This window comes from Nonomuraea ceibae, assembly GCF_019396325.1.
Taxonomy (GTDB): Bacteria; Actinomycetota; Actinomycetes; order Streptosporangiales; family Streptosporangiaceae; genus Nonomuraea; species Nonomuraea ceibae.
In genome coordinates this window covers 1-22,262 of the sequence record NZ_JAHKRO010000057.1, presented here as the reverse complement: position 1 = coordinate 22,262, position 22,262 = coordinate 1, and the positions used below count along the sequence as shown (strand labels likewise).

The 22,262-nt window shown below is 73.6% G+C and carries 22 protein-coding genes; 5 read left to right on the top strand and 17 right to left on the bottom strand.

Features of this window, described 5'->3' with window-relative positions; genetic code table 11:
- Positions 1 to 3: 3 nt before the first annotated feature.
- The 8 genes from KME80_RS29410 to fabG are packed head-to-tail and all read right to left on the bottom strand — an operon-like array spanning position 4 to position 7,939.
- A complete protein-coding gene (locus KME80_RS29410) occupies positions 4 to 873 on the bottom strand; it encodes an alpha/beta fold hydrolase (RefSeq protein ID WP_219509628.1) in 870 nt (289 codons plus the stop codon).
- Positions 870 to 2,114 carry an NAD(P)/FAD-dependent oxidoreductase gene (locus KME80_RS29405; RefSeq protein ID WP_308125979.1) on the bottom strand — a complete coding sequence of 415 codons (1,245 nt, stop codon included), beginning with the start codon at positions 2,112 to 2,114 and terminating at the stop codon, positions 870 to 872. The genes KME80_RS29410 and KME80_RS29405 overlap by 4 nt, the downstream gene beginning before the upstream one ends.
- The gene (locus KME80_RS29400; protein ID WP_219509626.1) at positions 2,111 to 2,839 is read right to left on the bottom strand and encodes a nitroreductase family protein; all 729 of its coding nucleotides are present in this window, start codon (positions 2,837 to 2,839) and stop codon (positions 2,111 to 2,113) included. The genes KME80_RS29405 and KME80_RS29400 overlap by 4 nt, the downstream gene beginning before the upstream one ends.
- Entirely contained in the window at positions 2,836 to 5,307 is a 2,472-nt protein-coding gene (locus KME80_RS29395) for a beta-ketoacyl-[acyl-carrier-protein] synthase family protein (protein ID WP_219509625.1), read from the bottom strand. The genes KME80_RS29400 and KME80_RS29395 overlap by 4 nt, the downstream gene beginning before the upstream one ends.
- 31 nt (positions 5,308 to 5,338) lie before the next feature.
- A complete protein-coding gene (locus KME80_RS29390; protein WP_246645972.1) occupies positions 5,339 to 6,403 on the bottom strand; it encodes an aminomethyl transferase family protein in 1,065 nt (354 codons plus the stop codon).
- A 2-nt stretch (positions 6,404 to 6,405) separates the two neighbouring features.
- Positions 6,406 to 6,882: a 3-hydroxyacyl-ACP dehydratase FabZ gene (gene fabZ, locus KME80_RS29385; protein WP_219509623.1), complete on the bottom strand. Its 477-nt coding sequence runs from the start codon at positions 6,880 to 6,882 to the stop codon at positions 6,406 to 6,408.
- Complete coding sequence (locus tag KME80_RS29380) at positions 6,879 to 7,169, bottom strand: acyl carrier protein (RefSeq protein ID WP_219509622.1); 291 nt, start codon at positions 7,167 to 7,169, stop codon at positions 6,879 to 6,881. Before KME80_RS29380 ends, fabZ begins: the two co-directional genes overlap by 4 nt.
- Positions 7,170 to 7,210: 41 nt before the next feature.
- Positions 7,211 to 7,939 carry a 3-oxoacyl-ACP reductase FabG gene (gene fabG, locus KME80_RS29375; protein ID WP_308125978.1) on the bottom strand — a complete coding sequence of 243 codons (729 nt, stop codon included), beginning with the start codon at positions 7,937 to 7,939 and terminating at the stop codon, positions 7,211 to 7,213.
- Positions 7,940 to 8,100: 161 nt separating this feature from the next.
- Here fabG and KME80_RS29370 point away from each other — a divergent pair, with 161 nt between their 5' ends.
- Entirely contained in the window at positions 8,101 to 9,738 is a 1,638-nt protein-coding gene (locus tag KME80_RS29370; protein WP_219509620.1) for an FAD-dependent oxidoreductase, read from the top strand.
- 17 nt (positions 9,739 to 9,755) lie between these two features.
- On the opposite strand, the gene KME80_RS29365 is transcribed toward KME80_RS29370, so the two are convergent.
- Both KME80_RS29365 and KME80_RS29360 read right to left on the bottom strand, forming a co-directional pair.
- The gene (locus KME80_RS29365) at positions 9,756 to 11,171 is read right to left on the bottom strand and encodes an AfsR/SARP family transcriptional regulator (protein ID WP_219509619.1); all 1,416 of its coding nucleotides are present in this window, start codon (positions 11,169 to 11,171) and stop codon (positions 9,756 to 9,758) included.
- A complete protein-coding gene (locus KME80_RS29360) occupies positions 11,171 to 12,358 on the bottom strand; it encodes a macrolide family glycosyltransferase (protein ID WP_246645971.1) in 1,188 nt (395 codons plus the stop codon). The genes KME80_RS29365 and KME80_RS29360 overlap by 1 nt, the downstream gene beginning before the upstream one ends.
- Before the next feature lie 171 nt (positions 12,359 to 12,529).
- Between KME80_RS29360 and KME80_RS29355 the strand changes: the two genes are divergently transcribed.
- Entirely contained in the window at positions 12,530 to 13,630 is a 1,101-nt protein-coding gene (locus KME80_RS29355) for a DegT/DnrJ/EryC1/StrS family aminotransferase (protein ID WP_219509618.1), read from the top strand.
- Here the strand turns inward: KME80_RS29355 and KME80_RS29350 are convergent.
- From KME80_RS29350 to KME80_RS29340, 3 genes are read right to left on the bottom strand one after another with little or no spacing between them, the layout of a single operon-like run.
- Positions 13,602 to 14,201, bottom strand: coding sequence for a dTDP-4-dehydrorhamnose 3,5-epimerase family protein (locus KME80_RS29350; RefSeq protein WP_219509617.1), 600 nt, complete (start codon positions 14,199 to 14,201; stop codon positions 13,602 to 13,604). The two genes, KME80_RS29355 and KME80_RS29350, sit on opposite strands and share 29 nt — an antisense overlap.
- Positions 14,202 to 14,204: 3 nt before the next feature.
- Positions 14,205 to 15,425 carry a class I SAM-dependent methyltransferase gene (locus KME80_RS29345; RefSeq protein ID WP_219509616.1) on the bottom strand — a complete coding sequence of 407 codons (1,221 nt, stop codon included), beginning with the start codon at positions 15,423 to 15,425 and terminating at the stop codon, positions 14,205 to 14,207.
- A 10-nt stretch (positions 15,426 to 15,435) separates the two neighbouring features.
- Positions 15,436 to 16,032 carry a DUF1707 SHOCT-like domain-containing protein gene (locus KME80_RS29340; protein WP_219509615.1) on the bottom strand — a complete coding sequence of 199 codons (597 nt, stop codon included), beginning with the start codon at positions 16,030 to 16,032 and terminating at the stop codon, positions 15,436 to 15,438.
- A gap of 24 nt (positions 16,033 to 16,056) precedes the next feature.
- Here KME80_RS29340 and KME80_RS29335 point away from each other — a divergent pair, with 24 nt between their 5' ends.
- Positions 16,057 to 17,550 (top strand): NDP-hexose 2,3-dehydratase family protein, encoded by a 1,494-nt coding sequence (locus KME80_RS29335; RefSeq protein WP_219509614.1) that lies wholly within the window; start codon positions 16,057 to 16,059, stop codon positions 17,548 to 17,550.
- Here the strand turns inward: KME80_RS29335 and KME80_RS29330 are convergent.
- Together KME80_RS29330 and KME80_RS29325 are read right to left on the bottom strand one after the other, a co-directional pair.
- Positions 17,531 to 18,367, bottom strand: coding sequence for a TIGR03621 family F420-dependent LLM class oxidoreductase (locus KME80_RS29330; RefSeq protein ID WP_219509613.1), 837 nt, complete (start codon positions 18,365 to 18,367; stop codon positions 17,531 to 17,533). The two genes, KME80_RS29335 and KME80_RS29330, sit on opposite strands and share 20 nt — an antisense overlap.
- On the bottom strand, positions 18,364 to 19,074 hold the full coding sequence (locus tag KME80_RS29325) for a 4'-phosphopantetheinyl transferase family protein (protein ID WP_219509612.1): 711 nt from the start codon (positions 19,072 to 19,074) through the stop codon (positions 18,364 to 18,366). The genes KME80_RS29330 and KME80_RS29325 overlap by 4 nt, the downstream gene beginning before the upstream one ends.
- A 280-nt stretch (positions 19,075 to 19,354) precedes the next feature.
- Here KME80_RS29325 and KME80_RS29320 point away from each other — a divergent pair, with 280 nt between their 5' ends.
- A complete protein-coding gene (locus tag KME80_RS29320; RefSeq protein WP_219509611.1) occupies positions 19,355 to 20,320 on the top strand; it encodes an aldo/keto reductase in 966 nt (321 codons plus the stop codon).
- Here the strand turns inward: KME80_RS29320 and KME80_RS29315 are convergent.
- Positions 20,296 to 20,964, bottom strand: coding sequence for a response regulator transcription factor (locus KME80_RS29315; protein WP_219509610.1), 669 nt, complete (start codon positions 20,962 to 20,964; stop codon positions 20,296 to 20,298). The two genes, KME80_RS29320 and KME80_RS29315, sit on opposite strands and share 25 nt — an antisense overlap.
- On the bottom strand, positions 20,945 to 21,730 hold the full coding sequence (locus KME80_RS29310) for a sensor histidine kinase (RefSeq protein WP_219509609.1): 786 nt from the start codon (positions 21,728 to 21,730) through the stop codon (positions 20,945 to 20,947). Before KME80_RS29310 ends, KME80_RS29315 begins: the two co-directional genes overlap by 20 nt.
- A 45-nt stretch (positions 21,731 to 21,775) precedes the next feature.
- Here KME80_RS29310 and KME80_RS29305 point away from each other — a divergent pair, with 45 nt between their 5' ends.
- Positions 21,776 to 21,964 carry a hypothetical protein gene (locus KME80_RS29305; RefSeq protein ID WP_219509608.1) on the top strand — a complete coding sequence of 63 codons (189 nt, stop codon included), beginning with the start codon at positions 21,776 to 21,778 and terminating at the stop codon, positions 21,962 to 21,964.
- Positions 21,965 to 22,262: the final 298 nt, after the last annotated feature.

Genomic DNA, 22,262 nt, shown 5'->3' with positions numbered 1-22,262 from the left:
CCTCTAGAGCCGGCGCCGGGGGCGCCGCTCCTCGTGCGCGGGCCGCTCGGTGCCGAGGAAACCGAGCAGCAGCTTGCTGACCTCGTCGGGGGCGTCCAGGGGCAGCCAGTGACCGGCGTCCTCGATCCGCTCGTAGCGCCAGGGGCCCTTCACGTACTTGCCGGAGGCGGTCATGCCCTCCTCCAGCAGCGCCTTGTCACCCGCGCCCCAGATGCCGAGCGTCGGCGCGTACACGGGCGGGAACGGGCGGGCCGGGCGCAGCTCGGCCTCCGGCGAGCGGTTGGCCCGGTACCAGTTGAGCCCGGCGGTGAGCGCGCCCGGCCGGGCCAGGTCGCGCAGGTAGCGGTCGTAGTCGCCGTCGCGGCCCATGATCTCCTTGAACAGCCGCCAGCCGTTGCGCCGCAGCAGCTCCTCGCTCACGCCGGGGAACTGGTAGAAGAGCATGTACCAGGAGGCCGCCCGCTGCTCCAGCGACGGCGTGGCGAAGACGCCCGGGTGCCCGACCGACAGGACCACCAGGTGGTCGAGCCTGCGCGGCATGAGGAAGGCGTACATCCACGCGATCGCCGCGCCCCAGTCGTGGCCGACCAGGTGCGGGCGCTTGATCCCGAGCTTGAGCGTGAGCGCCACGACGTCGTTGACGATCGTCTGCATGCCGTACGCCTCGGCCTCCTGCGGCTTGCTGGAGTCGCCGAACCCGCGCAGGTCCGGCGCGATCACCCGGAAGCCGCCATCGACCAGCGCCGGGATCTGGTGCCGCCACAGGTAGGAGGAGTCGGGGAAGCCGTGCAGGAGGATGACGGGGTCGCCCTCCCCCTCGTCGATGTAGGCGAGCTCGATGTCGTTGACGCTTACGGTCTTCTTCTCGGTCATGCGGTCTCCCTGAACAGGCGCTCAGCGAAGAACTCGCTGAAGCCGAACTCCGGTACGTCCTCGGGCGCGACCATGTTGAGCAGCCCGGTCACCTGGGCGGCGAAGTTGCGCGCCATCAGCCTGCGGACCCGCCGCCTGCGCTCCACCGCGGCCGGCCCGAACTCCACGTGCAGCCTGCTGATGATGGACGCGCCGAAGTCCAGCCGCTCCAGCCGCGAGCCCCGCTCCTTCACGTACGGCTCGAACGCCGCCGGGGACCAGTCGGAGGAGGCCAGCAGGATGTCGCACACGGTACGGGCGTCCCGCATGGCGCACGACAGGCCGGTGCCGAGCACCGTGTCGGCGTTGCCCGCCTCGTCGCCGATGAGCACGACGCCCTCGGTCAGCGGCGGCCCCTCCGGCACGCTCGACACCGACGGCCACACCGACAGCGGGCCCGCGGGCCTGGCCCCGGTCACCGCCCTGCCGCGGTCGGGCAGGCACTTCAGCGCGTACGCGGCCAGGAACCGCTCCACGCCGCCCGGGCCCCGGTAGCGGTGCTTGTTGGCCACGGGGAAGTTCAGATAGAGGCGGGCCCGGCCGTAGCCCTGCGGGAACACCATGAACATGACGTCGCCCTCGGTGCCCATCGCCTGCACGTCCGGCGGCCAGCCGTCCATGCCCTCGACCATCATGCCGCCGCCCCAGTGGTGCATGGAGTTGCGCATGGTGACGCCGATCTGGCGGCCCACGGTGCAGCCGCGTCCCGTCGCGCCGAGCACGAGGCGGGGGCGCAGCTCGTGCTCGCCCTCCTCCGTCCGGTAGGTGACGACGGGCCGCTCGCCGGCGACGACGCGGATCCTCGCCGCGTCCATCACCAGCCGGGCGCCGCCCGCCACCGCCTGCTCGGCCATCAGCGCGCACACCGCGTGATGCGGGAACGACATCGGGCCGCCGACACCCGGGATGAACCGGGTCATGTCCACCGCCTCGACCTCGTCCTCGGTGACGGCCTCGTCCCAGGTCATCCACTCGCGGATCTCCCAGGCGCCACCGGCCGAGAAGCAGTCGTCCACGCCGAGGCGCTGCGCCTCCACGATCCCCCACGGCGCCAGCCACTCGCCGCGTACGAGATCGTGGTAGGTCGCCTGCTTCTCCAGCAGCACCACCGACAACCCGCCGGCGGTCAGCTTGCAGGCGGCGGAGGCGCCGGCGATGCCCCCGCCGACGATGACGACGTCGGGCTGCTCGGGTCGGGTCACTGCCCCCACCTCTCCCAATAGGTGCGTTCACCGGCGCTGTAGCGGGCCGCCGGGCGGAAGCCGTCACCCAGCGTGTAGGCGACGGGGATCATGCACACCTGCGTGACCCCGGACGGGATGCCGAGCAGCCGCCCGGTCTCCCGCTCGTGCGGCACGTGCAGGCAGGTGATCGTGCTGCCGAGGCCCCGGCTGCGCAGGGCGAGCTGGAAGGACCAGATCGCGGGGAAGATCGAGCCGTAGAAGATGCTGGCCCGCGTCTCGCCGTGCTGCACCAGGTGGCCGGGGTCCTCGGCGACCTTGCTCGCCATGCGCTCCCGCCAGCGGGCGTTGATCTCGGCGATGTCCGGCGGCCGGCCCAGCACGCACGGGATCACCAGCACGGGCACCGCCGCGATCGTCTCCGTCAGCGCCCGCGCCGAGTCGAAGTTGCGCCGGGCCTGCGCGTCGTTGCGCCGCCGGCCCGCGTTGGTCCACATGTCGTTGCGGTGGAACGTCCACGACGAGCGGATCATCTCGGCGAGCTTCTCCTTGACGCCCGCCTCGGTGATCACCAGCCAGCGCCAGTTCTGGTGGTTGTTCGCGGTCGGCGCCTGGACCGCCACCTCCAGCGCCTCCCGCACGATCTCGCGCGGCACGGGCCGGTCCAGGTCCAGCCGCCGGCGCACCGACCTGGTCGTGGTCAGCAGCCTGTCCGTCTCGGCCACGTCGAACGGCCTCTCGCTCACACCGCCTCCAGCAGTACGGCCCCGCGCACGGAGTCGTGCGCCGCCGTCAGCGCCACCGCCCGCTCCACCGCCCCGGCCAGCTCCGGCCCCGCGACATACGGCCCGCCGGCCGCCTCACCGCCAGAGGACCCGGCAACCTCCGGACCGGAGGCTCCGGCCAGGGCGGGGGTGATGCCGTCGCGGACGGCGAGGGCCGCCAGGGCGATGTTCATGGCGCCGGTCGCCGACTGGCAGTCGCCGATCAGGGCCGCCGAGGCGGTGAGGAGCGCGTCCGGCATGCGTGCCCGGACCGCCGCCGCCTCCTCGGCGTCGCGCGGCAGCCCGGTGGCGGCGCCGACGACCAGGCCGGGCGCCGCACCGGGCAGTTCCAGGCTGCGCGCCACCGGCTCGGCCCCTTCGCCCGCCACGTGCCGCGTCCCGGCCACCCGCGCGTACGGCCTGCCGCCACGCTGGGCGCAGTGCTCGGCGGACTCCACCACGAACGCCACCGCCCCCGACCCGGCTCCCTGAGCCACAGGCCCGGAAGCCCCCTCACCGCCCGCGACCCCGGGTACGCCCCCCTCGGCACCGGAAGCCGAGGTCGGGAGCCCGTACGGAAAGCCCGAATGCGCGGACGGAGCGGAGGCGGCGGACGCGGAGCCCGCGCCCTCCGGGGTGGCGGTGGCCTGGGGGGCGGGGGTTTCGTCGGCGGCCACCACCAGGACGACGTCGGCCTTGCCCGCGGCGATCATCTCCAGGGCGCAGTCGAGGGCGATGGACGCCGACGCCGCGCCGTTGCAGATGGTCGTGGTGGGCCCGCGCAGCCCGAGCGTCTGGCAGACGGCGCCGCCGGTGGCGTTCAGGACGACGTTGGAGAAGCTGAGCACGGCGGGCTTGTTGGGGTTGAGCGCGATGCTGTCGTCGAACCCGCCGGTGCTCTCGGCGGACCCGGCGCCGGTGGCGAAGACCAGCGCGACGTCGTCGAGCGCCCGGCGGGGCAGTTTGAGCCCGGCGTCCTCCCAGGCGAGCCGGGAGGCGGCGATGGCCAGGCGGGACAGCCGGTTCATGTGCCGCCACAGCGACCGGGGCGCGAACGTGCGGCCTTCCAGGGAGGGGGCGCGCCCGTCGGCGCGGCGGCCGGCGGTGATGGCGGCGGCGGTCTCGGCGATGCCGGTGCCCGCGCCGGTGACCGGTCCGAGCCCGGTGATGACGGCGTCGCGGCGGGCCGGCGGGTCGTGCGGGCGGGGTTGGCCGGACGGGCCGGGCCCGGCGCCGGTGCGGGGCCGGGTCAGCACGAGGGAGACGTTGTTGCCGCCGAAGGCGTAGTTGTTGGAGACGACGGTGTCGATGGTCATCGGGCGGGCGTCGTTGGGCACGTAGTCGAGGTCGGCGCGGGAGTCGTCGTCGAAGCCGATCGTGGGGGGCGCGACGCCGTGCCGCAGGGCGAGGACGGAGGCGACGGCCTCGACGGCTCCGGCGGCGCCGAGGGTGTGGCCGACGAACGACTTGATGCTGCTGGTGGGCACCTGGGGGGCGCGTTCGCCGAAGACCAGGCGCATGACCTTGGCCTCCATGGCGTCGTTGGCCGGGGTGCCGGTGCCGTGGCCGCTGACGTAGTGGACGTCGGCGGGGGTGAGCCCGGCGTCGGCGAGCGCGCGGCGGACGGCGCCGGCGCCGCCTCGGCCGGTGGGGTCGGGGGCGGTGGCGTGGTAGGCGTCGGCGGACAGCCCGTAGCCGGCGACTTCGGCGAGCGGGGTGGCACCGCGGGCGAGTGCCAGGTCGAGCGGCTCCAGCAGCAGGAACGCGGCGCCTTCGCCCAGGTTGAGCCCGTCGGAGTGGCTGTAGGGGCGGCAGGGCCCGGTGCTGAGCGCCTGGAGCCCGGCGAAGCCCGCGTACGTGCCGAACAGGAGCGGGTCGACCCCGCCGGCGAGGACGGCGTCGGCCTCGCCGGTGAGGATCTTGTCGCGGGCCAGGCCGACGGCGTTGCCTCCGGCGGCGCACGCGGTGGAGACCAGGACGCGCGGGCCGCCGAGGCCGAGCCGCCGGGCGACCACGTCGGCGGTGTGGTGCATCGGCTGGTAGCGCCCCTGCGGCCCGGGGGTCGCCTGGCACTTGCCGAGGATGATCCCGAACCGCCCGGGATCGGGCCCCGCCGGGCCCGGCCCGCCGACGCCGGAGCCGAAGCCAGGGCCGGCGCTCGGGCCGGGGTCGGGGAGGGGCAGGCCGGCCTGTTCGATCGCCTGGCGGGCGGCGACCAGGGCGAGCCTGGCGGTACGGTCGCCGGCTTCGACGCCGGCGGGGAGCTGGGTGTCGATCCAGGCGTCGGGCACCTGCCCGGCGTGCCTGGCGGCGAACACGGCGTACGCCGGGTCCTCGATGGGGGCGAGCCCGCCCCTGGCCGTGGTGAGCCGCGTCCAGAACTCCGCGGGGTCCCTGCCGGCCGCGCAGATGATGCCCAGACCGGTGACCACGACGGGCCGCAGCGCCATGCTCTGCCTCCTTCTCAGCGTGACCGGCCGATCAGATGATCGGGATGCTCCAGCTCTTGGGCACGATGTACGGGCTGGTCAGCGTGGTGACGCCGAGGCCGCCGACGGTCAGGTCCAGTCCGGCCGCCGCGAGCTCGGGGTCGACGCGGGCCAGGCCGAGGGTGGCGCCGAGGCCGGTGCTGTGGACGGCGTGGACGACCTCGCCGACGTCCTGGCCGCCGGCGAGCACCCGGGTGCCGGGCGCGGGGACGCCTTCGCAGCCAGTGAAGCCGACCGTGCGCCGCCCGTCCCCGCTCTCGAACGCCTCGAGCACGGCGTCGCGTCCGACGAAGTCGTCCTTGGTGATGTCGACCAGCCAGTTGGCGCCGATCTCGATCACGGTGGCGCCGGGGGTGGCCTCGTGGCGCGGGATCGGCTGGCGCACCTCCAGCATGGCCAGTTCCAGCGCCTCCTGCCCGGCGGCCTGGGCGTGCTCCAGCGCTCCGGCCCACAGGCGGGACGCGGCCTCGCGCGGGACGATCATCTGGTAGCCGTACTCGCCGGTGTAGCCGGTCCTGGCGAAGACGATGTCCACGTCCTCCCAGGTGGCGTCCACGACCGATTCGAACGGCAGGGAGGCCAGCTCGCCGTCGATGAGCCGGCCGACGACGCCCCAGGCGTAGGGCCCTTCGAGGCCGATGACGGTCAGCTCGGCGGAGCGGTCGGTGATCTCGGCGCCGTCGACGGCGTGGGCGTTCAGGTGGTCCAGGAGCTTGGAGCCGGCGCCGCAGGAGCTCTCCAGGAGCAGGCCGTCCTCCCTGCCGAAGGCGATGACCTGGTCGACGACCTGGCCGGAGTCGTCGAGGACGAGGCTCATCATGCAGCGGTCGGAGGTCAGGTACTCCACGTCGCGGGCGAGGATCCGCTGGGCGAAGTCCACGGCGGCGGGGCCGGTGATCTCGATGAGGCGGTGCCCGCCGAGGTCGAGCACGGCCGCCCGTTCGCGCAGCACCTGGTACTCCCCCGCGAGGGTGGAGAAGCGCAGCGGTACGGTGACGTCGCCCACCTGGCCGTAGACGGTGTCCTCCGGATGCCGGGTCGCGAGGACGCTTGCCATGTTCACACCTTTCGCACGGAACGTTGGTTCGCCGGGTCGGCGATGGTGAGGTTTCCTTCGGCGGCGATCTGGCCGTCGACGCGGGCCGAGACCCGGTATTCGGCGAACCCGCCGCCGCCCCCGGTGCGCTCGGCGGTGAGCACGAGCTGGTCGCCGGGCACGACGGGGCGGCGGAAGCGCATCGCCCTGACGCCCGCCAGGTAGCTGATCTCGCTGGCGCCGGCCAGGGCGAAGACGACGCCGGCGAGCTGGGCCATGGCTTCGACCATGACGACGCCAGGCAGGACGGCCTCGCCGGGGAAGTGTCCCTGGAACCACAGCTCGGTGCCGGTGACGTTCTTGGTGGCGGTGCCCTTGACGCCGGGGACGACCTTGCCGACGCGGTCGAGGAGCAGCATCGGCCAGCGGTGCGGCAGGACGGCGCGGATCTGGTCGTGGTTCAGCCCGGAGACGGGCGGCGCCTGTTCGGCGACCGTCATGCCGTGGCCCGCAGGCTGGGGTCGACCTCGTCGGCGAGGCGGGACACCGAGCCGAACACGGCCATGTCGCTGTCGTAGAGCGCGACGCCGAACTCGGCCTCGATGGCGACGTACAGTTCGAGCACGTCGAGGCTGTCGAGTTCGAGGCCGCGGCCGAACAGGGGCTGGTCGTCGGTGATCCAGCCGGGTTCGATCTCCAGGTCGAGCCGCGAGACGATCATCTTCTTGATCTGGCTGCAGGTCTGCTGCCGCTGCGCGGCCCTGGCCCGCAGTTCGTCGATGGTCATGGGTTCTCCTTGTGCGCCGGGCTGCTGCTGGTCGGGGCGGGTCACTGCAGGCCGCCGCCGTGCGCGACGACCACTGAGCCGGACATGTACGAGGCCTTGTCCGAGGCGAGGAAGCTGACGATGGCGGCGATCTCCTCGGGGCGGCCCATGCGGCCCAGGCGGATGCGCGACTCGTACCGCTTCTTGATGTCGGCGGGCACCTTGCGGGTCATGTCGGTGGAGACGAAGCCGGGGGCGACGACGTTGGCGCGGACCCCGTGCGGGGCGGCCTCGTTGGACAGCGCGTGGGTGAAGGCGATGATCGCGCCTTTGGACGCCACGTAGTTGGTCTGGCCGGGGAAGCCGCCGTCGAGGCCGCTGGAGGAGGAGATCGTCACGATCGACCCGCTCCGCTGGTGCTGCATGATCTTGAGCGCTTCGCGGCAGGCGAGGAAGGTGCCGACGAGGTTGGTGTCCACGGGGGTGCGGAACTGCTCCAGGCTCATCGCGATGAGGTAGCGGTCCAGGGTCACTCCGGCGCTGGTCACGAGCACGTCGAGGCGGCCGTGTTCGGCGCGGACGTCGCGGAAGAGGCGCTTGACCTCGTCCTCGTCGGTGACGTCGGCGCGTACGGCGGCGGCGCTGCCGCCTTCCGCCGTGATCAGGCCGGCGACCTCCTTGGCGTCGTGCTCGGAGCGGGCGTAGTTCACGACGACGTGGGCGCCCTCGCGGGCCAGGTCGAGGGCGACGGCCCGGCCGATGCCGCGCGACCCGCCCGTCACCACGGCCACGGATCCTGGGGCAAAGAGCATCATCTCTCCAGGAATTCGATAATCACCGGATCGATCAACTGGATCTTCTCCCCATAAGCTACTAAGCCCCGATATCACCCCTGTATCACGCAGATATCTGCGCATTGACCTGAATAATCGCGATATATGACTCTGGGGCCATGAATGAGCTCAATGCGGAAGTTCTGGTCGTCGGTGGCGGGCCCGTCGGGCTGTGCGCCGCCATTGAGCTCGCCCGCCACGGAATATCAGTGCTCCTGGTGGAAAGGCACGCGGGCACGGCGATTTTCCCCAAGGCCCGCCTGATCACCACCAGGACGATGGAGCTGCTGCGCTCCTGGGGCCTCCAGGAGGAGGTCGAGCGCGCCGGCATGCCCCGCGAGGAGTACCTGGCGGTGGGCGTCGGCAGCTCCCTGACCGCGCCCGACTTCGTCCGCTCGGCCGCCGAGCTGGACCGCGACGCCCCGCAGAGCCCCACGTACACGTTCCTGTGCTCGCAGGACCGGCTGGAGGTGATCCTGCGCCGCCACGCCGAGTCGCTGCCCGGCGCCGACATCCGGTTCGGCGTCACCATGACCGGCCTGCGGCCCGGCCCCGGCGGCGTGACGGCGGGCCTGCGCGACGAGAGCGGCCGCGAGACGTCCGTGACCTGCCGGTACGTGGTCGCCGCCGACGGCAGCCGCAGCGGCGTGCGTGACGCGCTCGGCATCGCCGTCGAGGGCCCCCCGCCGCTCGGGCACATGATCAGCATCATGTTCGAGGCCGACCTGGGCTTCCTGCCGCCCGACCGGCGGGCCGCGCTGTCGTTCCTGCGCGATCCGCCGTGCGCCGTGGAGGCCGTGGACCACGAACGGCGCTGGATGGTGCAGACCGGCTACGAGCCCGAGCTGGGCGGCAGCCCGGCGGACTTCACCGAGGAGGTGTGCCTGGCGGCGGTGCGCGCGGCCGTCGGCGTCCCGGACCTGCCGGTCACGCTGCTCGGCGTGATGCCGTGGCTGCAGCAGGCCAAGGTCGCCGCCGCCTTCCGCGCCGGGCCCGTCTTCCTGGCGGGCGACGCCGCGCACGTGGCCACGCCGCAGGGCGGGTTCGGCATGAACTGCGGCATCCAGGACGCGCACAACCTGGCCTGGAAGCTCGCCGCCGTGCTGCGCGGCGCCGCGGGCGAGGCGCTGCTGGACACCTACGAGGCCGAGCGCCGGCCCGTGGCCGTCCGTACCGTGGACGAGAGCCTGAACAACGCGCTGATCACCTTCGAGATGATGGAGGGGCGGCTGTCGATGCGGGAGGCGATCGAGCGGCAGGCCGGGCGGCGCAGCAACGAGGGCCTGGTGCTGGGGTTCGCCTACGACTCCGCCGCCGTGCTGCCCGACGGCACCGCGCCGCCCGCCCCCGCCGACCCGTACCGCACGTACGTCCCCGCCGCGCGTCCCGGGCACCGGGCGCCGCACGTCTGGCTGTCCGGCCCCGGCGGCCGCCTGTCGACCCTGGACCTGCTCGGCCCCCGCTTCACCCTGCTCACCCCGTCGGGCAGCGGCTGGCTCGCGGCGTCCGCCCACCTCACCGCCTCCCTCTCGGTGGTGGAGGTCGCCCCCGACGACCTCGCCGCGCCGCCGGACGCGGGGGGATCGGCCCGGGCCCCGTACGTGTCCGCGACGTGGGCCAAGGAGTACGGGGTCGGCCCGGAGGGGGCGGTGCTGGTGCGGCCGGACGGGCATGTCGCCTGGCGGTCCGCGGCGGGCCCGGCGTCGGCGCGGGCCCTCGCGGAGGCGCTGGCCGGGGTGCTGGGGCACGGACGGTGAGCCGCGGGGCCGGGGCGTCAGGCGGCGGCGCTGGAGCGGAGGCGGGCGGCGCCGAGCCGGAGGGACAGCGGGTTGCCGCCCGAAGTGCCGACCAGGTCGGCGACCGCCTGGGGGCCGAGGGCCGCGCCGACGAGCAGGTCGGCCAGGCGGGTGGCGGCCTCGTCGGCGAGGGGCCGCAGGAACGCCCGGTGCGCGCCCTGCCGGGCGACGAGGTCGTCGAGCGCGTCGGCGCTGGTGACGATGACGCGGCAGCCGGGCCCGCCGGGCAGCAGCGGCAGCACCTGGTCGGCGCTCTCGGCGCCGTCGAGCACGACGAGGACGCGCCGGCGCGCGGTGCAGCTCCGGTAGAGGGCGAGCTTCTCGGCCGGGTCGGCAGGCAGGTCGGGAGCGCCGAGGGCGCGCAGGAACCGGTCCAGGACCGGGCCGGGCCCGGTGCCGCCCATGTCGGCGTAGAGCTGCCCGTCGGGGAAGCGGTCGAGGCGGCGGTGCGCCCAGTGCACGGCCAGGGTGGTCTTGCCGACGCCCGCGGGCCCGCTGAGCACCATGGGGCCGGGGGCGCGGGCGGAGCCGAGGATCGCGTCGAGGGCGACCAGCTCGGCCTCGCGGCCGACGAACGGCAGGACGCGCGGCGGGAGCTGGCACGGCACGACGCGGCCGGCCGGCCGGGCGGAGGCCGGGGCGGCGGGCGGGCGCATGAGGGCGGACTCGTCGCGCAGGATCTGCTCGTGCAGCCGCCGCAGCGCGGGGCCGGGCTCGAGGCCGATCTGCTCCAGCAGGTAGCGGCGGGTCTCCTGGTAGGTGCGCAGCGCGTCGGCGCGGCGGCCGGCCCGGTACTGGGCGAGCATGAGCTGGGCGCGGACGCGCTCGCGGAAGGGCGATTCGGCGACGAGGGCGAGCAGTTCGGGGATCACCTGGTGGTGGCGGCCCAGCTCGATCTCCAGCTCCAGGCAGGTCTCCAGCGCCTCCAGCCGTGACTCGGCCATCCGGGCGGCGTCGTAGCGCAGCCCGCGGATGTCCTCGAACGGCTGCCCGCGCCACAGGGCGAGCGCGTCGCGCAGCAGCAGGACGGCGTCCTCCCGGGCGGCGGCGTCGGCCCGGCCCCGGGCCTGTCCGACGAGGTCGCGGAAGCGGAGCCAGTCGATGCTGGCCGGGGCGGCGCGCAGCAGGTAGCCGGGGCTGGAGGTCTCGATGAGCCCGGCGCCGAGCGTGCGGCGCAGCCGCGACACGCAGATGGCGACCTGCCGCCAGGCGCTGCGGGGCGCGGATCCGGCCCACACGGCCTCGACGAGCCGTTCGACGCTCATCACGCGGTTGGGGTTGAGGAGCAGGCTGGCCAGGATGACCAGCTCGCGGTGGGCGCTCATGGGCAGTTCGGCGCCGTCCTTGACGACGGTGAGCGGGCCGAGCACACGGAACTCGAAGGCGGTGTCCATCAGGCGGTCAGCCTGCTTTCGAGCACGTCGGCGGCGCGGGCGGTGCCCCCGGCGGCGGCGATCTCGCGGCGCATCGCGGCGGCGGCCCGGTGCATGGTCTCGTCGGCGGCGGCGTCGAGGACCGTCTCGACCAACTGTCCGGGGGTGAGGGCGGCGGGGTCGAGGGTGCGGCCGAGGCCGAGTTCGGCGATGCGGCGGGCGCTGACCCGGTCGATGGCGGTGGCGGGGACGACGACGGCGGGGCGGCCCCAGTGCAGCGCCTCCATCGCGGTGCCCATGCCGCCCTGGGTGACGGCGACGCGGGCGTGGCGCAGCACGTCGAGGTGGGACACCCAGCGGTGCGCCTCGACGGTGGGCGGGAGCGGGCCGAGCTCGGCGGGGTCGAGGCCGTCGCCGAGGGTGACGACGGTCCGCCAGGGCAGTTCGGCGAAGGCGCGCACGCAGGTGCGGACGAGCTCGGGGCGGCTGGTGAGCACGGTGCCGAAGGACAGCAGCGCGATCGGCAGGCCGTCGCCCGGCGGCTGCCATCCGGTGAGGAAGCGGCGCTCGTCCAGGCAGGGGCCGACGAAGGCGAACCGCTCGTCGAAGGTGTCGCCGGCGTACTGGAAGGCGCGCGGCAGCGCGACCACGTTGGAGTCCTGCACCTGCCACCACAGCTCGGCCGGGTCGGCGGTGACGCCGTGGGCGGCGGCCAGGTCGCGGGTCCTGGCGAGCATGCCGTCGACCCAGCCGGGCAGCTCGGGGCCGGGCCCGCCGCCGCCGTCCTCGGCGTAGACGGCGGTGAGGAAGGAGAAGTGCTCGTTGGCGGCGAACACCGGGATGAACTGCGTGGCGGGCACGTCCCATTTCCTGGCCAGGACGCGGCCGGCGTGCAGGACGGACACGTCGTAGACGATCACGTCGGGCCGGTGTTCCGGGCCTGCGGCGGCGAGCATCGCCGCGCTCTCGTCGAGGAAGAGCGAGAGCAGGCCGAGCGGGTCGTCCTCCAGCTTGCGCAGGTCGACGTCCCGGTAGATCGACTCGTACGGGAGCAGGGTGGCGCCGGCTCCCGTCACCAGCCCGGCCATGGCGGGCGAGGTGAGATAGGTGACCTGGTTGCCCCGTCGGACGAGCTCGGCCGCGACCGCGAGGCCGGGAATGACATGTCCGTGGTCGGGCTGGCACATGAAAAGAAAACGCCCCGTCATGTGAGGCCTCCCCGCAATGATTGCGCATTTACGTGCGCTGCCCAATCTATGGACGGGCGGGAGAATCGGTCACCCCTAGCTTCCCCCTCACCTTCGCGGCGCTTTCTAGGGGTTCCCCCGATCGGGGCCCCGCTGTTTATTCTGGGGCCGCCGGAGCCAGCAGGAGGACGAATGGTCACGCGCGTCTGGGATTATCTGCCCGAATACGAATCCGAGCGAGCCGACATCCTGGACGCCGTGGAGACGGTGTTCGCCTCGGGGCAGCTCGTGCTGGGGCAGAGCGTGCGCTCGTTCGAGGAGGAGTTCGCCGCCTATCACGGGGTGCGCCACTGCGTCGGCGTCGACAACGGGACGAACGCGGTCAAGCTGGGGCTGCAGGCGCTGGGCGTCGGGCCGGGCGACGAGGTGATCACGGTGTCCAACACGGCGGCGCCGACCGTGGTGGCCATCGACGCCGTGGGCGCCGTCCCGGTCTTCGTCGACATGCGCCCCGGCACGTACCTGATGGACGTGGAGCGCGTGGCGGCGGCGATCACGCCGCGCACCCGCTGCCTGCTGCCGGTCCACCTGTACGGGCAGTGCGTGGAGATGGAGCCGCTGGAGCGGCTGGCCGCCGAGCACGACCTGGTGATCCTGGAGGACTGCGCGCAGGCGCACGGCGCCCGCCACCACGGCCGGGTCGCCGGCTCGATGGGGCACGCGGCGGCGTTCTCGTTCTACCCGACGAAGGTGCTGGGGGCCTACGGCGACGGCGGGGCGACGATCACCTCCGACCCGGAGGTGGAGCGGGCGCTGCGGCGGCTGCGCTACTACGGGATGGAGAAGACGTACTACGTGGTGAGCACGCCCGGCCACAACGCGCGGCTGGACGAGGTGCAGGCGGAGATCCTGCGCCGCAAGCTGCGCCGGCTCGACCGCTACGTGGACGGCCGCCGGGCGGTCGCCGCCCGCTACGCCGAGGCCCTGGCCGGCACCGGGCTGGTGCTGCCGGAGACGGCGCCGGGCAACGAGCACGCCTACTACCTGTACGTGGTGCGCCACCCGCGCCGGGACGAGATCCTGGAGGCGCTGCGCGGCTTCGGCATCCAGCTCAACGTCAGCTACCCGTGGCCGGTCCACACGATGTCGGGGTTCGCGCATCTGGGTCACGGGGCGGGCAGCCTGCCGGTGACCGAGGCGCTGGCCGGGGAGATCTTCTCGCTGCCGATGTACCCGTCGCTGCCGGTGGAGCTGCAGGACCGGGTCATCGCGGCGCTGCTGAAGGTGCTGTAGCGGGCGCGTAGCGGGGCAGCAGCCCGAGCGCCGCCGCCTCGGCCAGGGTGGGGGCGGCGGCGTCGCGCTCCGACAGCAGCGGCGTCTCCCCCGCCGGCAGCGGCAGCGCCAGGTCCTCGTCCAGGACCGACAGCGTGAGGTCGTCGGCCGCGCGGTACTCCGACGACAGCAGGTAGCACATGACGGTGTCGTCCTCCAGCGCGGCGAACGCGTGCCCGGCACCCGGCGGCAGGTAGACGGCCCGGCCGTTGCCCGCGGTGAGCTCGACCGCGTCCCAGCGGCCGAACGTGGGCGAGCCGTCGCGCAGGTCGACGACCATGTCCAGAGCCCGGCCGCCGGCGCAGAAGACGTACTTGGCGGTGCCGGGCGGGACCAGCGTGTAGTGCACGCCGCGCACGACGCCGCGCCGGGAGACGTTGCGGCTGGCCTGGGCGACGGCGAACAGCGGGCGGCCCACCGCGGCGGCGAACGCGCTCTCCTGGTAGGGGGAGGCGAAGCTGCCGCGCCGGTCGGGGTAGACGTCGGGCTCGAAGGCGAAGGCGCCGGTCACGGCGAGCTCACGGTGGCGCACGGGTCATCCCCTGACGAGGTAGACGTCCGGCACGTACAGGATCCAGGAGCCGCCCGCGTCGCGGAACGCCGTCTCCTTGGCCATGATCTCCTCGGCGTGGTTCCAGGCGAACAGCAGCGCGTAGTCGGGGTACGGGTCGGCGAACGCCTCCGGGCCGAGGACGGGGATGTGCGAGCCGGGCGTGAGCCTGCCCTGCTTGGCCGGGGTGGTGTCGCAGATCAGCGGGACGAGGCCGGGGCCGATGCCGCAGTAGTTGAGCACGGTGGCGCTCTTGGCGGTGGCGCCGTAGCCGTACACGGTGGCACCCCGCGCGCGCAGGCCGGTCAGCAGGTCCACGAGGCCGTCGCGGATGCCGGCGACGCGGCCGGCGAAGGCGGAGAGCGTCGCGGGGGCGGCCAGCTCGGCGGCCTCCTCGGCGACCAGCAGCTCGGCCACGGCGGCCGTGGGGGTCCTGGCGCCCTCGCGGGCGAGCGTGTAGCGGACCTCGCCGCCGTGCACGGGCAGCCGTTCGACGTCGACGAGCTCGAAGCCGTGGCGGCGGGCCATCGCGCGCACGGAGGTGGCGGAGAAGAGGTAGAAGTGCTCGTCGTAGATCTGGTCGAAGGAGGCGCGCTCGACGACGTCGCCGAGGTACGGGTCCTCGAAGACGAACACGCCGCCGGGCCGCAGCAGCGTGGCGACTCCCTTCATGATCGAGTCGAGGTAGGGGATGTGGCACAGGGTGTTGGCGGCGTAGACGACGTCCGCGGGCCCGTCGAAGGCGCGGATGCTCGCGGCGGTGGCGGCCTCGAAGAAGTCCTTGCGCACCCGCACGCCGCGGGCGGCGGCCAGGTCGGCGACGCCGCCGGACGGCTCGACGCCGAGGTGCCTGACGCCGGCGGCGGCGATCGTGGCCAGCATGGTGCCGTCGTTGCAGCCCAGCTCGACGACGAACGGGTCGGGCCCGGTCAGCTCGGTGGCGAGCAGCCGCCCGGCCAGGGCGCGGAAGTGCTCGCGCATCACGGCGGAGCCGGACGACAGGTACGGGTAGCCGTCATGGAACATCCGCTCGCGCGGCACCTCGTGCAGGAGCTGCACCATGGCGCAGCTCTCGCACACGCCGACGGCCAGGTCGAAGAAGAACTCCTCCCCGGGGTCGGCGGGGAGGACGAAGGCGTCGGAGACCGGCTGGCGGCCGAAGTCGGCGAAAGGGTGGAGACGGCCCGAGCAGATCCGGCACGCCATGCGCTCCTCCTTAGTCGGTGTCCCGGCGATAGCGCACCCAGACGTCGCCGGTCTGCACGTATCCGGTGAGCCGCACGGTCACGCCGTCGGGCGCGAGCGGCACGGGCGGGCGGTTGTAGACGGCGCCCATCCACCGGCGGACGACCTCCTCGTCCCGGACGATCCAGCCGCGCGGCACCACCACGGTGATGTCGCCGAACCAGGAGGTGATCTCGATGTCGAGCCGCACCTCCCGGTGCGGGCAGTCGGCCCGGGTGAAGTCGACGCGCACCTTGCCCCACCGGCCCGCCTTGGCGCTCAGGTAGGCGGGCACGCTCCAGCGGCCCACCTGGGCGAGCTTGCCGCTGGTCGTGTGCAGCTGTAACGCGCCGCCCACGGGTGCGGGCAGCGCCGCGGTCGCCGCGACCGCCGCGGACGGCGGGCCGGGGTGCGGCAGGTCGGCCACGACGTCGTCCAGCTCGCCCAGCGTGCGGGCGGAGTAGGTGCGGTCGACGCGGTCGTTCAGCTCTTCCAGGCTGATGCGTCCCTCGCTGACGGCCACGCGCAGCATCTCGGCGACTCTCTCGCGGTCGTGGTCACTGGCCCGCACTTCCCGGTGATCGGTCATGGCGTCCACCCTAGAAGGGTAGGAATGCGGCGGCCCAGTGCAGAACCCCTATCCTCTGACCTCGCGCGGGACAGGGGTGGGGGCGCAAGGCAGGGGTTGAGCGGCTCGCGTGGCCGGTGGCAGCGTCGGCGGTGGGAAAACCGTTGTGAGGAGCCTGCCATCAGCGACGTACACGAGTGGTTGCGCGAGATGGCCGGGCACACGTCGATGAGCGTGACCCGGCTCCCCCTGGAGGAGCTGGCCGGCTGGCACGAGGACCCGGCGACGGGCAACATCCACCACCGCAGCGGCCGGTTCTTCACCGTCGAGGGGCTGGACGTGCGCCGCCCCGGGTGGGCGGTGCCGGCCTGGACGCAGCCCATCATCAACCAGCCCGAAGCGGGCATCCTCGGCATCCTGCTCAAGCGGCCGGGCGGCGTGCCGCACCTGCTGATGCAGGCCAAGAACGAGCCGGGCAACGTCGACGGGCCGCAGCTCTCCCCCACCGTGCAGGCGACCAGGAGCAACTACACGGGCGTGCACCGGGGGCGGGCGGTGCCGTACCTGGACTTCTTCCGGGAGCGGCGCGGCCGGGTGCTGGCCGACGTGCGCCAGTCGGAGCAGGGCGCGTGGTTCTACCGCAAGCGCAACCGGAACATGGTCGTGGAGGTCGGCGAGGAGGTGGCGGCGGCCGAGGGGTTCCGGTGGCTGCCACTGCGGCTGGTGCGCGACCTGCTGTCGGTGCCGGACCTGGTCAACATGGACGCGCGGACGGTGCTGGCGTGCCTGCCGGCGCTGGACGAGCCGGGCGGCGGCGGGTTCGGCGGTGACGGGTTCGGCGGCCTGCTGGCCCGCTCGCGCGACCCGCTGGCGGGCGCCCGGCACGACGTGCAGGAGGTGCTGAGCTGGCTGAGCGGCATCCGTTCGACGGTGGACGTGCAGGCCAGCCCGCTGCCGCTGAACCGGCTGCGCCGCTGGCACCGGGACGCGGGCCGCATCACGCACGAGAGCGGCAGGTTCTTCGACGTGATCGGCGTGCGCGTGGAGGCGCGCGGCCGGGAGGTCGACCGGTGGACGCAGCCGATGATCGAGCCGGTGGGCACCGGGCTGGTCGCCTTCCTCGTCCGGCCGATCGGCGGGGTGCTGCACGCGCTGGTGCACGCCCGTGTCGAGCCCGGCTACACCGACGTGGTGGAGCTGGCCCCGACCGTGCAGTGCACGCCGGGCAACTACGACCACCTGCCGGCGTCGGCCCGGCCGCCGCTGCTGGCGCACGTGCTCGCGGCGCCGCCGGAGCGGGTGCGCTACGACACCGTCCTGTCGGAGGAGGGCGGGCGCTTCTTCCACGCGCGCAACCGCTATCTGGTGGTGGAGACGGACGAGGACCCGCTGCCCGGCCACCCGTCCTTCCGCTGGCTCGCGCTGCACCAGCTCGACGCGCTGCTGCGGCACAGCTACTACCTGAACGTGCAGGCGCGCAGCCTGAACGCCTGCCTGCACGGGCTGGCGAGCGAGCCGGTCAGCGGAGGTGCGCGATGACCTCGCCGAAGTCCTCCATCGCGGAGTCCATCACGGTGACGTAGGTGAAGCCGAACCGTTCCCGGTCGCGCCTGACCTGCTCGGCGATCTGGGCCGGGGTGCCGGCGAACAGCGTCGGCACGTCCAGGAGCTGGGCGGTGGTGAGGTCGGGGGCGTAGCGGCGCAGGCCCTCCAGCCCGGCGCGGCGGTCGCGGGTCAGCACGGTGGCCTTGGACAGCACGTTGAGCTCCGGCGGCGCGGCCCGCCCGGCCGACTCGGCGCGCACGTGCGCGACCCGCTCCAGCAGCGTGGCGGCGTCGACGAGCGCGGTCCTGCCGTACTCGGGCCGGTAGGGGGCGCCGGTGAAGCTGACGATCTCGGCGGTGCGGGCGGCCAGGGCGAGCACCCGGTCGCCGTGCCCGCCGATCATGAGGGGCGGGCGCTTGCGGTCCAGCAGCCGGTCGAGCTCGGCGACGAGCCTTTCCAGCGTGCGCGCACGGGCGCCCGCGCCGAACGGCAGCCCGGCCGCCTCGAACTCGGCGCGCACGTAGCCGGTGCCGAGCCCGAGCTCCAGCCGCCCGTCCATGAGCCGGTCGAGCGTGACGACGTCGCGGGCGAGCAGGGCGGGCCGGTGGAAGGAGGCGTTGAGCACGTACGTGCCGATGAGCGGCCGTTCGGTGGCCTCGGCGGCGAGCAGCGCGGTGGGGAACGGCGCGAGCAGGTTCAGGTGGTCGGGCACGGCGATCACGTCGTAGCCGAGCGCCTCGGCGCGGCGGCACCGGGTCACCCAGGCGTTCCTGGAGCAGTCCTCGGCGATGAGCACGACGCCGAACCTCATCGCAGCGTGCTCTCGTGACCGCGGGCGGGCGGGACGGCCGGCGGGACGGTGTGCGCGGCGGCGATCGCGGCGACGGCGGTGACGATGAGCCCGCCGCCGGTGCGCCACCTGCCGCTGAACCCGGTGAGCGGGCGGCCCATCCAGCGCGGCCCCGGCACCAGCAGCTCGGCCCGGAACGTGCCGCGCAGCGGGTCGACGCTGACCACGGCGTCCTGGAAGTCGAGCCAGCGCCCGGCCAGCGGGAACCACGCCTTGTAGACGGACTCCTTGGCGCTGAACAGCAGCCGGTCCCAGCTCGTGCGCGGGTGGCGTTCGGCCAGGCGGCGCAGCATGTCGCGCTCGCCGGGGACGGAGACGACCTCCAGCACCCCGGGCGGCAGCGGCGCGTCGGGCTCGGCGTCGATGCCGACGGCGCCGGGCTCGGCGCTGACGGCGGCGGCCCGGTAGCCGGCGCAGTGGGTGATGCTGCCGATGACGCCGGGCGGCCAGAGCGGCTCGCCGTAGGAGCCGCTGAGGATCGGGACGGGGTCGAGGCCGAGCCGCCGCATGGCCCGGTGAGCGCAGTCGCGGGCGGTGGTGAACTCGGCCCGGCGCTTGACGGCCACGCGGCGCACCAGCGCGGCCTCCTCCGGGAAGAGGATGACGCCGGCCGGGTCGGTGAAGGTGTCGAAAGACTTGACCGTCACCGGCAGGATCTCCTCGATCACCTAATCCTCCTCGCACCCCGTATAACCGGCACATTAGCCGCCGTCCAGGGCGGCCGAAAGGAAGGCCAATCATCTTTATGGGTGTCGCCGGATTTTCTGGGGTAGGGACAGGGGTTCCGGCGTGGCCGGGAAGCCGGGAGGTCCCCTATCATGCGCAGGGGCACATCGGGGGTTGACTGACCAATCCCACACTTTGTGAAGTACGGGGTTGCCACGCGATTTGAAGCCCCTTTTGATAGGAAGGCGCACACGTGGAAAGCGACGGAATGTAAGGGGATTCGTGCGGTACACGAGGCTCGGCCCGTCGGGGCCGGTTATCTCCGGCGTCGGGCTCGGCTCGCTCGCCCTGTCCGGCGCCTACGGGCCCGTCGGCGACACCGACGCCGACCGGCTGCTCCGGGCGGCGCTCGACGCCGGCGTGACCTTTCTCGACACGGCGGGCTTCTACGCCGCGGGCCACGTGGAGAGCATGATCGGCAAGGCGGTCGCGCGCCGGGGCGACGGCGTGGTGGTGGCCACGCGCGGCGGGGTGCGCCGTCACGGCCCGCGCGGGACCGTGGAGTCCGACGGGCGGCCCGGCTCCCTGGAGCGTGACTGCGACGCCTCGCTCAGGCGGCTGCGCACCGGCCGCATCGGCCTGTTCTACCTCGACTGCCAGGACGAGCGCGTGCCCGTGGAGGCGGGCGTGCAGCGGCTGTCGGAGCTGGTGGCGGCCGGGAAGATCGCCCATGTGGGGCTGACCGGCGGCACCCCGCAGCAGGTGCGGCGGGCGCACGCGGTGCACCCGATCAGCGCGGTCGCCGTGGAGTTCTCGCTGTGGGGGCGGCGGCCGTCGCAGGGGCTGCTCGACACCGTGCGGGAGCTCGGCATCGCCGTGGTCGCCGCCCGGCCGCTGGGCCGCGGGTTCCTCACCGGCCGGATGGGGTCACGCCCGGCGCTCGGGCCGGGCGACTGGCGGCACGCCGATCCGCGCTTCGACGCCGAGCAGCGCGAGGCGTGCGCGCCGCAGCTGAAGTCGCTGGAGGCGATGGCCGCCCGGCTCGACGTGGGGGCCGGCCGGCTCGCGCTGAGCTGGCTGCTGGCGCAGGGCGACTACGTGGTGCCGGTCCCGAGCACGCGCGACCCGGTGCATCTGGAGATGAACCTGGCGGCCTCGTCGGTCGAGGTGCCGTCGGCGACCCGCGACGCGCTGGCGGAGCTCTTCCCGGCCTGCCCGTCGGGTCAGTCGTCGCCGCCCCTGCTCTGAGGCGGGATGAGCGAGGCGGCCAGGGCCTTGTTGACGGCGTCGATGCGGGAGGCGGCGTTCAGCTTGACGAAGATGTTGCGCATGTGGCGCTTGACCGTCGCCTCGGCCAGGCCGAGCCGGCGGGCGATCTGGTTGTTGCTGAGCGCCTGCGCGGCCAGCTGCAGCACCTCCAGCTCCTTGTCCGACAGCACGCCGGTCGAGGGCGCCTCGACGCGGGCCAGGCTGCTGCGGGAGACGGCCAGCACGAGCCGCGACGGCTCCTCGTGGACGCTGCGCACGGCCGAGATCAGCTCGTGCCGGTGCACGCTCTTGAGCAGGTAGCCGCGGATGCCGGCGGCCAGCAGCCGGGTGAGCAGGTGCGGGCCGTCGTACATGCTGAGGATGATGATGCCGGTCTCCGGCGAGAGCGCGCGGATGCGGCCGACGGTCTCGGTCACCTCGTCGCCGGGGATCTCCACGTCGAGCAGCACCACGTCGGGCAGCGTCTCGGCGACCACGCGCACGGCGGTGGCGGAGTCGCCGGCCTCCCCGGCCACGCTGATGTCGCCGACCGACTCCAGGATCTCCCGCAGGCCCTCCCGGAACAGGGCGTGATCGTCGACCAGGACCACGGAGATCCGGGTGTCAGGCGTCGCGCTGTCCACCGGGCCGCCTCTTGAGTGGGACGAAGAGCTGGACCAGGCAGCCCCGGCCCGGCTCGCTGGAGATGAGCACCCGGCCGCCGAGCAGTTCGGCGCGCTCGCGCATGGAGGTGAGGCCGACGCCGTCGTGCTCGCGGGCCCGGGCAGGGTCGAAGCCGTGGCCGTTGTCCTGGACGGAGGCCGACAGCTCGTGCGGGGCGATGTTCACCCGGACCACGACGAGCTTGGGGCGGCCGTGGCCGAGCGCGTTGCGCACGGCCTCGCGGACGATGAGGAACGCCTCGTCGAGGACGCGCGGCGGGGCCCACGACTCGTCGCCGCTCACGTCGAGCCCGACGGAGACCACGTCGTCCTCGACGGTCTCGATGAAGCCGAGCAGCGCCTTCTCCAGGCTCTTGACCGGGACCTGCGGGTGCAGCTCGGAGGTGATCTGGCGCAGGTTCTCCATCGTCTCCTGGACGGCCTGCTGGGCGAGGCTGATCTTGGCGGCGGCGCGGGCGGCGTCCACCGGACGGTATACCTCCGACAGCGCGAGCTGCTGGTGGGCGACGCTGACGCCGTGGCCGATGCGGTCGTGCAGCTCGCGGGCGATGCGGCGGCGCTCGTCGTCCTGGGCCTCGTGGACCTGGTTGAGCAGGAAGCTGTGGTAGCTGTCGGCCGACTCGCGCACGCGCCGGGACAGGCTCTCCTCCATGCCGCTGACGGCCAGCGTGATCAGGTCGGCGGGCGAGTCGTACGCGTCCGCCAGCCCCCGGGTCAAATGCCGCAACGCCGCACGGAAGAAAAGTGAGCCCGCCTCAAGTGAGGCTTTGGGATGGACGCCGCCCGCGGCCCGCGCGTTTCCCACCTCGCGCGCGTGAAATTGATAGAGCTCGCCCACCTGCACCTTTCCGGCACGGAGCGTGGCCGCCACGTCGTCGAGCACCTGACGGGCGGTGGAGAGCGCGAGCTCGCGCGCGCTCTGATCTGCGAAGACGACGTTACCGGCGGTCTGAAGGGCTGATTCGAATTCGTTGAGGATTAAATCACGACACGATTCGACTAATTCCGCCGGGTCCCCCGTGGCCCCGTGTGCCGCCTCCAATGTCCCCCCTCCGCCGCCGCGCGTTGAGCGTTCTCCAAACTATCGCGCGACCAGGAGACACATGCAACATTTGGGTCAGATCCATGACAAAAACGCGGTCAGGTGAAGAAGATGTTGCGTTCCCATGAACGCTCCATACGGGCGGCGCGCCCGCCGCCGCCCGCCGTCCCCGCCGCCGGCGCCGCCCTCCGGGCCCCGGGCGGCCGGCAGTCCCGCC

Excerpts from the sequence above, each read along its gene's own strand:
- KME80_RS29340 (WP_219509615.1), bottom strand. The coding sequence starts at position 16,032 with ATGACCGATCACCGGGAAGTGCGGGCCAGTGACCACGACCGCGAGAGA.
- KME80_RS29380 (WP_219509622.1), bottom strand. The coding sequence starts at position 7,169 with ATGACCATCGACGAACTGCGGGCCAGGGCCGCGCAGCGGCAGCAGACC.
- KME80_RS29410 (WP_219509628.1), bottom strand. The coding sequence starts at position 873 with ATGACCGAGAAGAAGACCGTAAGCGTCAACGACATCGAGCTCGCCTAC.
- KME80_RS29370 (WP_219509620.1), top strand. The coding sequence starts at position 8,101 with ATGAATGAGCTCAATGCGGAAGTTCTGGTCGTCGGTGGCGGGCCCGTC.
- KME80_RS29345 (WP_219509616.1), bottom strand. The coding sequence starts at position 15,425 with ATGGCGTGCCGGATCTGCTCGGGCCGTCTCCACCCTTTCGCCGACTTC.
- KME80_RS29305 (WP_219509608.1), top strand. The coding sequence starts at position 21,776 with ATGGACGCCGCCCGCGGCCCGCGCGTTTCCCACCTCGCGCGCGTGAAA.
- KME80_RS29355 (WP_219509618.1), top strand. The coding sequence starts at position 12,530 with ATGGTCACGCGCGTCTGGGATTATCTGCCCGAATACGAATCCGAGCGA.
- KME80_RS29360 (WP_246645971.1), bottom strand. The coding sequence starts at position 12,358 with ATGACGGGGCGTTTTCTTTTCATGTGCCAGCCCGACCACGGACATGTC.
- KME80_RS29390 (WP_246645972.1), bottom strand. The coding sequence starts at position 6,403 with ATGGCAAGCGTCCTCGCGACCCGGCATCCGGAGGACACCGTCTACGGC.
- KME80_RS29330 (WP_219509613.1), bottom strand. The coding sequence starts at position 18,367 with ATGAGGTTCGGCGTCGTGCTCATCGCCGAGGACTGCTCCAGGAACGCC.
- fabZ (WP_219509623.1), bottom strand. The coding sequence starts at position 6,882 with ATGACGGTCGCCGAACAGGCGCCGCCCGTCTCCGGGCTGAACCACGAC.
- KME80_RS29335 (WP_219509614.1), top strand. The coding sequence starts at position 16,057 with ATGCGGCGGCCCAGTGCAGAACCCCTATCCTCTGACCTCGCGCGGGAC.
- KME80_RS29395 (WP_219509625.1), bottom strand. The coding sequence starts at position 5,307 with ATGGCGCTGCGGCCCGTCGTGGTCACCGGTCTGGGCATCATCTGCGCG.
- KME80_RS29365 (WP_219509619.1), bottom strand. The coding sequence starts at position 11,171 with ATGGACACCGCCTTCGAGTTCCGTGTGCTCGGCCCGCTCACCGTCGTC.